The organism is Lactobacillus acetotolerans DSM 20749 = JCM 3825 (assembly GCF_001436775.1).
In the GTDB taxonomy this organism is placed as follows: domain Bacteria; phylum Bacillota; class Bacilli; order Lactobacillales; family Lactobacillaceae; genus Lactobacillus; species Lactobacillus acetotolerans.
This window is the reverse complement of sequence record NZ_AYZC01000019.1, coordinates 1-11,624: the sequence shown is the minus strand read 5'-3', so window position 1 is coordinate 11,624 and position 11,624 is coordinate 1. Positions and strand designations below refer to the sequence as shown.

Sequence of the window (11,624 nt, the reverse complement as noted above, 5' to 3'; positions counted from 1 at the left end):
GTAAGGAGAAATTATGGTTGAGGTAGATTTAAACCATATCTATAAAAAATATGAAGGCAATGATCATTATTCAGTAAGTGACTTTGACCTGCACGTTAAAAATAAGGAATTTATCGTCTTTGTTGGCCCATCAGGTTGTGGTAAGTCCACTACTTTAAGAATGATTGCCGGCTTGGAAGACATTACCAAGGGTACTTTGGAAATCAATCATAAAGTGATGAACGATGTTGCCCCAAAGGACCGCCACATTGCCATGGTTTTCCAGAACTATGCTTTGTATCCGCACATGACGGTTTACGACAACATGGCTTTTGGTTTGAAACTGCGCCACTACAAGAAAGACCAGATCGATAAGCGGGTTAACCACGCTGCCGATATCCTGGGATTGCAAGATTACCTGGATAAGAAACCAGCCGAGTTATCCGGTGGTCAAAGACAGCGTGTCGCCTTAGGGCGTGCCATTGTGCGTGATGCCCCGATCTTCTTGATGGACGAACCGCTGTCTAACCTGGATGCTAAGCTGCGTGTTTCTATGCGTGCTGAAATTGCCAAGTTGCACCAGAACTTAGGTACTACCACGATTTATGTTACCCACGATCAGACTGAAGCCATGACTTTAGCCGACCGGGTAGTCGTAATGTCTGTTGGCAAGGTTGAACAAATCGGCACACCGCTAGAGGTTTATAACCACCCAGTTAACCAATTTGTTGCCGGCTTTATCGGTTCACCGCAAATGAACTTCTTTAACGTTCATTACAGCAATGGCCGAATTGCCGATGGCAAAGGTTTGGATATTGCAATTCCTGAAGGTAAGTCTAAATTATTAGAAGAAAAGGGTTATGATAATAGTGATGTTATCTTTGGGATTCGTCCGGAAGATATTCACTCTGAACAGGCCTTCTTAGAGACTTGGCCAAATTCAGTTATTGAATCAACGGTAGTTGTTTCTGAATTACTAGGGGCCACAATTCAACTTTATCAAAAAGTTGATGGAACTGAGTTTGTAGCTAACGTAAATGCCCGTGACTATCATCAACCAGGTGACAAGGTCAAGATGGGTTTTGATGTTAACAAAGCTCACTTCTTTGACAAGGACACCACAAAGGCAATTGTTAATTAATAATTGTTCTTTATTTTAAATAAGCATACAACCTGAACAGTTTATAACTGTTGTTGTTAGAAATTATATGTTGTTTTCATTTTTTAGGAGGAAAAGTCATGAAGATTTGGAAGAAAATGGCTTTAGGAAGTGCCGCATTGCTTGCAGCTTTATCATTAGCTGCCTGCTCTAAAGGTTCTTCAAATTCATCATCGAACAGTAATAGTAATAAGAGCGCAAGTTTAACCCTTTGGGTTGATAACCAACAAGTACCTTATTATAAGAAGATCGTTAAGGACTTCACTAAGACCCACAAGAACATTAAGGTGCGGGTAACTCAAGGACCAAATGGTTCAGCTAATGCCAAGACAGACGTTGGTAAGGATCCAACAAAGGCAGCCGATGTCTTTGAAGTACCTAATGATCAATTAGGCCAAATGGCAGAAGCAGGCTACATTAACCCATTGTCACCAGAAGCAACTAAAAATGTTAAGAATAATTACGTTACTGAAGCTGCAAAGGGTGTTACTTGGAAGGGTAAGATGTACGCTTATCCATACGCACAACAAGCACAAACAATTTATTATGATAAATCAAAGCTTTCTGCTAACGACGTTAAGAGTTGGAAGACTTTAACCTCTAAAGGTGTAGTTGCTACTGACTTTACTAATGCTTATGTTATGTGGCCAGTATTCTTCTCTGCAGGCACTAAGTTATATGGTGACAACGGTGAAGACCTTAAGGGTTCAACCTTTAATTCACAAAATGGTGTTAACGCTATGAAGTGGTTTGCTGCACAAAAGAAGAATAAAGGTGTTATGCAATCTTCTAATGCTTTGAACCAATTAAAGAAGGGTCATGCTCAAGCTATTTTGGACGGTCCTTGGAACGCAGCTAATGTTAAGAAGATTTTAGGTAAGAATTTTGCAGTTGCTAAGTATCCAACTATTGAAGTAGGCGGTAAGACTGCCCAAATGGAATCATTCCTTGGGATTGAAGGCTTTGCTGTAAACTCACATACTAAGAATGCTAAGGCTGCCTCTGAATTGTCTACTTACATTACTAACAAGAAGGCACAACTCATTACTCATAAAGAAGCAGGTCAAATTCCTGTACTTAAGAGTGCTATAAATTCACCAGAAGTTAAGAGCGATCCAGTTGCTACATCAGTTATTGAAATGGCTAAGCCAGGTAACTCTGTATTACAACCGAAATTACCACAAATGGCTGCATTCTGGAATGGTGCGGCTCCATTAATTAGTGGTACTTATGATGGCAAGATTAAGCCGTCACAATACAAGGCACAGCTTAAGAAGTTTGCTAAGACTGTCGAAAAGAAATAGTTAATCTTTAAAAGCATAAGCAAAGGTTGGTTTATATTTTCTCCAACCTTTTCGCTTAAGATAGAGGAGAAGTTATGTTTAGAAAGAAAAAACATGTAGCTCCTAAAGCAACTTACCGAGAAGTATGGACTAAAGGAAGTATAGCCACCAAACTATCGTTTATCTTGATGGGTAGCAATGCCCTTGCAAATAAACAATGGGTAAAAGGAATTGCGCTCTTACTTTCAGAAATCATTTTTATTGTTTGGTTCATCTTTAGTGGTATCTCTGCTTTAAGCATGTTAGTTACACTGGGATCTAATAAGAGTAAGAAAGTTGTATACGATGCTTCTCAGGGAGTCTATGTAACTAAACAACCTTCAAATTCAGTTTTGATTCTGTTGTTTGGTATCTTAGCCATTATTCTTTGTTTGGCTATCGTTTACTTATACATTATTAATTTACGTTCAACAAGAAAAAATTATATTTTGAAACGTGATGGGAAGCATATTCCAACTAATAAAGAAGAAATTGCCAGTTTGTTTGATACACGTTTGCACTCAACATTGATGGCAGTTCCTTTAATAGGAATTTTGTTCTTTACCATTTTGCCAACGGTCTTCATGATTTCGATGGCTTTTACCAACTATGATAGACAACACCCGATCGCCTTTTCTTGGACAGGTTTCCAAGCATTCGGCAACGTATTGAGTGGTGACTTAGCTGGTACGTTCTTCCCAGTATTGGGTTGGACTTTGGTCTGGGCTGTAATGGCCACTGCTACTACTTTCTTCTTTGGTGTATTACTCGCACTGTTGATTGAATCTAAAGGTATCAAACATAAGGGATTTTGGCGAACGATTTTCATTATCGTTTGGGCTGTTCCACAATTTGTTTCTCTACTTATGATGGCACAATTCCTGGATTACCAAGGTGCTTTGAACACTATATTGATGAATATCGGTATGATTGCTCATCCAATTCACTTTATTGATAACCAGGCTTCACCATTGGTGGCACGAATCACGGTTATTATCGTTAACATGTGGATTGGTATTCCGGTTTCAATGTTAGTATCAACTGCAATTATTCAGAATCTGCCAACTGATCAAATTGAAGCTGCTAAGATTGACGGTGCCAATGCGGTTCAAATATTCCGTTCAATTACTTTCCCACAAATTCTATTCGTAATGGCCCCATCACTTATTCAACAATTTATCGGTAACATTAATAACTTTAATGTTATCTTCCTGCTGACAGGTGGTGCGCCGATGAACAATAATTATAATGGTGCTGGTTCGACCGACTTGCTGGTAACGTGGCTGTATAATTTAACCTTCGGGCAAGAGCAGCGTTACAACGCGTCCGCGGTACTAGGTATTTTGATCTTTATCATTAGTGCGGTATTCTCGTTACTTGCATACAGACACACTAATGCATTTAAGGAGGGCTAAAAATGAAGTCTTATACAAATCAAAAACGACTTTCATTAATCTTCCGGTATGTCCTGTTAATTCTTTTAGCAATAATTTGGATTTTACCAATAATTTGGATTATCTTAGCCAGCTTTTCCTATAATAATACGGGGTTTGTTTCAACCTTTTGGCCAGAGAAATTTACTCTTCAAAATTACGTTGGTATTTTTACTAACCCACAATATCCGATTGGTAATTGGATTATTAATACTTTAGTAGTTTCAACATTGTCAATGATTATTTCAACCTTCTTAACGATCTCGGTTGCCTATGTTTTATCACGGCTTCGCTTCGCATTTAGAAAACCATTCATGCAAATTGCTTTGGTTCTAGGGATGTTCCCAGGCTTCATGTCAATGATTGCTTTGTACTACATCTTAAAAGGCTTGAATATGTTAAACCTTGGCGGTTTACTGTTGGTTTATGTTGGTGGTGCTGGCTTAGGCTTCTATGTTGCCAAAGGATTCTTTGATACAATTCCGCGGTCAATTGATGAAGCCGCTGAAATTGACGGTGCTACAAGATGGCAAATCTTTACTCATATTGGTTTGCCACTATCTAAGCCAATGATTGTTTATACCGCTTTGACCGCATTTATTGCTCCATGGACAGACTTCATTTTCTCAGGAATTATTTTATCGACTTCTGGAAATGCTAAGAATTACACGATTGCCTATGGGCTTTATAACATGGTCCACAATGCGAAAGGCAATGCCACACAGTACTTTGCACAATTCGTTGCAGGGTGTGTAGTTATCGCTATTCCTATTACAATTTTGTTTATCTTTATGCAGAAGTTTTATGTCAATGGTATTACTGCTGGTGCAGATAAAGGTTAGTTAAATATTTGCTTATGCTTAAAGGCATCCTTGAAAAGGGATGCTTTTTTTTGATGTTTTGAAATAGTTATAAGCGTTAAAATATAAGTAGTTTTATAAATAATGGAGAGATAAATTAATGAATAGAAAAAATAATTATACCTCGCAAAGTGAAACTGAAATTATAACTTCTAATAAATACTTGATGAACAAAATTAAAAAAGGTGAAAAAGAATTCAAGAAAGGATTAGGTAAAGTAATGAATAAGATAAATGTTGTTCAAGGTGATATTACCAAAATGAAGGCTGATGCCATCGTTAATGCTGCCAATAATTCGTTACTTGGCGGTGCTGGTGTTGATGGTGCAATTCATGCGGCAGCCGGTCCGAAATTATTGGAAGAATGTCGTACACTTCATGGTTGTGAGACAGGTGAGGCTAAAATTACCAAGGGATATAACTTGCCTGCAAAATATATAATTCATACGGTTGGTCCTATTTATTCAGGTACTAAAGATGACAATAAATTGCTTAAGTCCTGTTATATTAGCTGCCTTAATTTGGCTAAGAAAAATGGCTTATATAGCATTATTTTTCCAGCGATTTCTACTGGTGCTTATGGTTTCCCGGTAAAAGCAGCAACAGAGATTGCATTTAAAGCGGTGAATAACTGGTTAGATAAAAATTCTAATTATCCAATGGAAGTAACAATGTGTGCTTATGACACTGGAATGTATAATCTGTTTAAAGAAGTAGCAGCACAGTAAAAAAGAAGCGTGGCCTTATGAAAAGATCACGCTTTTTGTATAAATAGAGAAATTATATATAATTATTTATAAAAACAACTTTAATGGGAACATAATTAAAATGGATAAATTAAAAAGATTCTTTATAAAGCCTATTCTAATAATTTTAATTATTATATTATTATTATTATTTTTAACAATATGGGGCTGGATGTGTTTAACAGATTCATATACAGATTATGGTTTAAGTAGGATAGTTATCAGTTCTTTAAATAATAAAAAAATTTAAAGAAATATTCTGGTGATAAAAAGACTTATAATCTTTTGAAAAAAGCTCATAATTATACAGTTAAAATAGATTCAGATAACCAAGGATCTAGAAACCTTTTTTATTATGCTGGCACAATCAATAAGGTTTCTTATGCCATGAGTTTTAAGGATTTACCTGATGGACGTGTTAAATTAGAAGAAGTTAGATTAACTAAAGATATGCCAGATTAAATGTTAAGAGAAGAATAAAAAGCGTGTTCTTATGAAAAGATCACGCTTTTTGTATAAATAATTCTATTTTTTATGGCGGTAAGATATTCCCCAAGCAAAGACCACTACTAAGATGAAGTTAATTAATAGGGTACAGCCAGTTGTCCAGAAAACTGTAGCATAGTTAGATAAACCTGAAATAGTTGATCCCATTAAAGCTCCTAAGACTGAGCCAACTGCCTGGAAAGATTGGTTATAACTGAAAATCCGGCCAAAGCTTTGTGGCGGAGTATTCAAAGTTAAAACTGTTTGGGCTGCTGGCAACATTCCTGCACTGGCAATCCCTAATAAGAAACGCAGACCAGCCAAAATCCATGGTGATTTGGTTAATGCCATTGGGACAAATAAGACAGCTCCAATAATCAAACCTATTCTAAGGACATGTAATGGACCAACGTCGTCCATTTTATGACCAATCTTAGATGCAGCGACCAATGTACCAAGTCCTGGTGTAGCTGCAACAACTCCGGCTACAAAAGCCACATTTTTGCTGTTAGGCATCATGGATTTTACATATAATGAAACAATCGGATCGATGGACATGGTTGCCGATTGAACAAGCATAGTTGTGACAAACATGATGATAATCAATTTAAGGTTAGGCAAGTCATGCATAATCTCTTTCATTGGCTTCATCTTTGCACGAGAGATCGGAGTAAAGTCCTCGTGAACTAAAAAGGTTGTACCTAAGAATGTAAGTAACATTAAAAAGCCGGTGATAAAGAAGGGAATCCGGTATCCCCAAGCACCACCAAAGATATTACCGAAGAAACTGGAAAGTAGGCCACCTAGAAGTGGTCCGACTAAGTTGCCCGCAGTACCGGCGGTCATCATTTGACTCATGACCCAACCGCTGCGTTGGTGGGGCGTTTCACCTGCTATTAGCGCGGTTGCATTGTTGATGTAACCAGAAAAAGCCCCTTGGATAAACCGCATTACGATGATATAAATTGCATTTGGAGCAAAACCAGTTAAAGTAATAGTTAAAGCCATAACTCCTGATGCACGCATACACATGAGTTTACGGCCTTTTCTGTCGGCTAGGCTTCCCCAGTAAGGTGATACGATCGCCTGAGCGATAAAAGTCATTGCAAAGGCAAGCCCAGAATAAAGGTTAATTTGCAGCTTACTGTAATGACCCAAATCTGCAATGAATAGTGAAATGAAAGGCATCGTCATGGAATAACCCATACCTGTGATGAAACTGCCTAACCATAATGTATAAAATGCTTTATGCCATCCTGCTGGCAACCTGTACGATTTTGTCAATATCATCATCCTTTTGAATTAAAACATTATAATTTTTATTTTAGCACACACAGATTTACTAAAAATTTCTCAAGATTTACTAAAAAAGAATAAGTCGTGAAGAAAAATGATAGGATATTAATTTTGAAGGGAGATTTGCTCTATGGCTAAGGACTCGCATATATCACGGCGCGAATACCGTAAAAAATATCTTAATCGAAAAAAGGAGCCGGTAAAACCGACAATATCTGATTCAAATTATGAAAGAAATTCAGCTCCAATAGAAAACACGAGGACAAGGATTAATGGTCATGTTAGTCATCCACCTGTTAAAAAACTGAATATTTGGGAAATTTTTTCTGATCGGCCTTACGTTGCAGTTGCCATTATTGTTTTAGCTATCTTCTTTATAATGGCCCAATTATGGTGGCTGCTGGGTGCACTGGTTATTCTAGTTATTATTGGTATTTTTGTCATTGGGCATAGTCACCATCCAAACCGAGTACTTAGTCTTGAATTCAAGATGAAAGCTTCCAGAAAGTTGAGTATGCTGCGTGCTATTCAATTTGGTGGCTCAATCGTTATGCTTTTGGCAACTTACATGAAGCAAGTTGTAACGATTAATTTTCCGTCAACTGGCACTACTGATAGCCTCCAGGTCATTCAAGGAGCTTTATCAGGACGTGGTGGCGTTTATGGTCAACAGGGTTCCTATTTCTTAGGTTTGCTTAACACTTTGACTGGCGGCCAATTGTGGGGCTCATATCGGTATGCTACCAATAGTGCACAGATGATGAGCAGCAGTTCTGGTCGGATGATTATTATGTGGATTTTGCTTTTAATGATTGCCCCAGCATTTTGTGTCATTTCTCAGTTCTTTAGGGAACCATATTCAAGAAATTTTACTTTGCTTGCTTCAATTGTTTCTACTGTTAGCTTTGTTCTGACGCCGCATTTGATGCGTAAATGGATTGTTGGTTATGCGGTGGAAAATCAGATAAGTCAGCAAGCAGCTGAACAAGCCGTAGTTGTTGGTAAGATGGCTTATATAGCGATAGCTTGTGCGATTATAGTATTAGTTGTTTCAATTTACCGGGTAATTAAACGAGATAATTTTAAGTAAAATAAAATACAGATTAGTAATTTACTAATCTGTATTTTTTAACGGGAAATTTAATTGTTTATTTATTTTTAATACCAGTGGTGAGCTAACCAAAACTTCTTGGCATTAACCCATGAACCATAACGGCCTTTAACGTAATTATCAGCGGTTTTTTCTTGGTTCTTCTTTGAATAGTTACCGTGTAAGTAACCGATATTTAATTGATATCTGCCGTAACAAACACCGTTTCTAGCAGTATAACTACCACCGGATTCATGCATTGCAATCCAGTGCTTAGCGGCTTTTTCACTCTTAGATAATTTAGATTTCTTAGCAGCTTGAACTGTTTGGACAGTAGAAGTGTTAGTTGTAAAACTTTGAACAACAATTGTAAAAGAAAATGCCAAAGCTAAGGCAGCAATTAATTTAACAAAAGTACATTTAACATTTTTCAATTTATTTCTTCTCCTGAGATAGCTCAGACACTATCTAAATCCCGTTACTTAATTATTTCTCATTGACTATTTTCTATGATACAAGCCAAATGTTACGGCTATGTTACAAAAACAACACGTGACTCTTACAATCAATATTTAAGTTCTTTCTTTAGTTAATTAATATTAATTTTGATAAGCTTTATAATAAGAGTAGCTAATATTTAGGAGGCAACAATATGTCAGTTAAACGTTTTTATGAAACTTTTCATCCCGAACATTATGATTTGTTTATCGATGTTAACCGGGCTAAAAAGATAATTAATGGTACTTCAACTATTACTGGTGAGGCACAATCAGCTACCATCTGCATTAATCAAAAATACATGAAGATTTCTTCTGTTCGTGCTGATGGTAAGGATGTACCTTTCACTGTTAGTGATAAAGATGAAGCAATTAAGATCGATTTAGGTAAAACTGGTAAAACTACAATTAAAATTGACTATAGCGCTCCGCTTACTGATTCAATGATGGGAATTTATCCTTCATATTACGAAGTTAACGGTGTTAAGAAGGAACTTATTGGTACTCAATTTGAAACGACCGCCGCTCGGCAGGCCTTTCCATGTGTTGATGAACCAGAAGCCAAAGCTACTTTTTCTCTAGCACTTAAGTTTGATGAGCATGATGGTGAGATTGCGATTGCCAACATGCCAGAAGTTAAAGTAGAGAATGGTATCCACTACTTTGAAAAATCTGTCCGTATGTCTAGTTATTTAGTCGCATTTGCCTTTGGTGAAATGCAATCTAAGATGACCAAAACTAATGACGGTGTCAAGATAGGGGTATTTGCTACTAAAGCACATAAACCCAAGGAATTGGACTTTGCTTTAGATATTGCTAAACGCGCAATTGAATTTTATGAAGACTTCTACCAAACCAAGTATCCGTTAGATCATTCTTGGCAACTTGCACTGCCAGACTTTTCTGCTGGTGCTATGGAAAACTGGGGATTGGTAACTTATCGTGAAGCCTATCTTCTGCTGGATCCAGACAATACCACTCTGGAAATGAAGAAGATGGTTGCTACGGTAATCACTCACGAACTATCACACCAATGGTTCGGAGATTTAGTAACTATGAATTGGTGGGACAACTTATGGCTGAACGAGAGTTTTGCCAATATGATGGAATACTTATCCGTTGATGCTTTAGAGCCAAACTGGCATATTTGGGAAATGTTCCAAACTACTGAAGTCCCAGCTGCTTTAAACAGGGATGCAACTGACGGCGTTCAACCGGTTCACGTTCAGGTTAATGATCCAGCTGAAATTGACTCTTTGTTTGACTCTGCCATTGTTTATGCTAAGGGCTCGAGATTGTTGGTTATGGTTCGTTCCCTTCTTGGTGATGACGCACTTAGAAAGGGTCTAAAGTACTACTTTGATCACCATAAATATGGTAATGCCACTGGCGATGACTTATGGGATGCACTTTCTACGGCTACCGATTTAGATATTGGTAAAATCATGCACTCATGGTTAGAGCAACCTGGCTATCCGGTAGTTAATGCCAAAGTTGATCAGAATGGTCATTTGATTTTAAGTCAAAAGCAATTCTTTATCGGTAAAGGTAAAGATGTAGGCAGAAAATGGGAAATTCCATTGAATGCAAACTTTGACGCACCTAAGATTATGTCTGAAAAGCAAGTTGATTTAGGCAGCTACAAAGATTTGCGGAATAAAGCTGGTCACCCACTTCGTCTGAATGTTGGTAACAATTCACACTTTATTGTTAAATATGATGCAACCTTAATGAAAGATATTATGTCAGAATTGGATAAATTAAATCCAATTTCTAAGTTACAATTGCTTCAAGATTTAAGACTTTTGGCAGAGGGTAAGCAAATATCTTATGCAAAAATTGTTCCAATACTTACTGAATTTGCAGATTCTAAATCAAGTTTGGTAATCAATGCTTTATATTCAACTGCAAGCAAACTTCTCCAGTTTGTAACCCCGGGTTCTGAAGAAGAAAAGAATTTGAAGGCATTTTATAATAAATTATCTGAAAAGCAGGTTGCTCGCCTTGGCTGGAATCCGAAGCCAGATGAAAATGATGAAGATAAGCAAATTCGACCTTACGAATTAGGCGCAAGTCTTTATGCAGATAATAAGAATTCAATTAATGAAGCTCATAAACTATTCAATGAAAATAAAGATAATTTAGAGGCTATGAATGCTGCTATTCGTCCCTTTGTTTTAATTAATGAAGTCAAGAACTTTGGCGACAGTAGCCTAATTGATCAATTGATTAAAGAGTATCAAAGAACATCTGATCCATCTTATAAGAATGATATTACAGGTGCGGTAACCTTTACTAAGGATCCAGAAGAGATTAAAAAGATAGTTGCTGACTTTGAGAATGCCGATATTATTAAACCGCAAGACTTACGCGGTTGGTATGGTAATGTTTTGATGAATGCTCATGGTCAACAATTTGCTTGGGATTGGATTAGAAATGATTGGAGTTGGCTTGAAAAGACAGTCGGTGGTGACATGGAATTTGCTACTTACATTACTGTTACTTCAAATATTTTCCATACTCCAAAGAGATTACAAGAATTCAAAGCATTCTTCGAACCAAAAGTTAATACACCAGGTTTGACTCGTGAAATTAAAATGGATACCAAGGTCATTGAAACTAAGGTTGAATTGATTGGAAAAGAAAAAGCTGCTGTTAATAAGGCAGTTAAAGAGGCTTTGTAATTTACAAGTTATAAAGCTGAAACTTGAAAGTACTAAAAGTCACCAGAACCCTCGTCGGTTCTGGCTTTTTTGC

At 37.1% G+C, this 11,624-nt stretch carries 10 protein-coding genes; 8 read left to right on the top strand and 2 right to left on the bottom strand.

Going from position 1 to position 11,624, the window contains the following annotated elements; all coding sequences use genetic code 11:
* Positions 1–13: 13 nt before the first annotated feature.
* The 6 genes from FC77_RS04095 (at position 14) to FC77_RS07990 (ending at position 5,960) form a co-directional block, all read left to right on the top strand.
* The gene (locus FC77_RS04095; protein ID WP_056970241.1) at positions 14–1,120 is read left to right on the top strand and encodes an ABC transporter ATP-binding protein; all 1,107 of its coding nucleotides are present in this window, start codon (positions 14–16) and stop codon (positions 1,118–1,120) included.
* Between the two features lie 98 nt (positions 1,121–1,218).
* On the top strand, positions 1,219–2,442 hold the full coding sequence (locus FC77_RS04090) for an extracellular solute-binding protein (RefSeq protein ID WP_056970240.1): 1,224 nt from the start codon (positions 1,219–1,221) through the stop codon (positions 2,440–2,442).
* 74 nt (positions 2,443–2,516) lie between these two features.
* Positions 2,517–3,875 carry a carbohydrate ABC transporter permease gene (locus tag FC77_RS04085; protein WP_056970239.1) on the top strand — a complete coding sequence of 453 codons (1,359 nt, stop codon included), beginning with the start codon at positions 2,517–2,519 and terminating at the stop codon, positions 3,873–3,875.
* Between the two features lie 2 nt (positions 3,876–3,877).
* Complete coding sequence (locus FC77_RS04080; RefSeq protein ID WP_054681743.1) at positions 3,878–4,735, top strand: sugar ABC transporter permease; 858 nt, start codon at positions 3,878–3,880, stop codon at positions 4,733–4,735.
* Positions 4,736–4,973: 238 nt separating this feature from the next.
* Positions 4,974–5,480, top strand: coding sequence for an O-acetyl-ADP-ribose deacetylase (locus FC77_RS04075; RefSeq protein WP_054681745.1), 507 nt, complete (start codon positions 4,974–4,976; stop codon positions 5,478–5,480).
* Between the two features lie 303 nt (positions 5,481–5,783).
* Positions 5,784–5,960, top strand: coding sequence for a hypothetical protein (locus FC77_RS07990; RefSeq protein WP_156171255.1), 177 nt, complete (start codon positions 5,784–5,786; stop codon positions 5,958–5,960).
* Between the two features lie 63 nt (positions 5,961–6,023).
* Here FC77_RS07990 and FC77_RS04070 read toward each other — a convergent pair whose 3' ends face one another.
* Entirely contained in the window at positions 6,024–7,274 is a 1,251-nt protein-coding gene (locus FC77_RS04070) for an MFS transporter (protein ID WP_056970238.1), read from the bottom strand.
* A 136-nt stretch (positions 7,275–7,410) separates the two neighbouring features.
* Between FC77_RS04070 and FC77_RS04065 the strand changes: the two genes are divergently transcribed.
* Positions 7,411–8,370 carry a hypothetical protein gene (locus FC77_RS04065; protein WP_056970237.1) on the top strand — a complete coding sequence of 320 codons (960 nt, stop codon included), beginning with the start codon at positions 7,411–7,413 and terminating at the stop codon, positions 8,368–8,370.
* Positions 8,371–8,438: 68 nt separating this feature from the next.
* Here the strand turns inward: FC77_RS04065 and FC77_RS04060 are convergent, their stop codons facing one another.
* Entirely contained in the window at positions 8,439–8,804 is a 366-nt protein-coding gene (locus FC77_RS04060) for an aggregation-promoting factor C-terminal-like domain-containing protein (RefSeq protein ID WP_056970236.1), read from the bottom strand.
* Between the two features lie 218 nt (positions 8,805–9,022).
* On the opposite strand from FC77_RS04060, the gene FC77_RS04055 reads away from it, so the two are divergent.
* A complete protein-coding gene (locus FC77_RS04055; protein ID WP_056970235.1) occupies positions 9,023–11,551 on the top strand; it encodes a M1 family metallopeptidase in 2,529 nt (842 codons plus the stop codon).
* Positions 11,552–11,624: the final 73 nt, after the last annotated feature.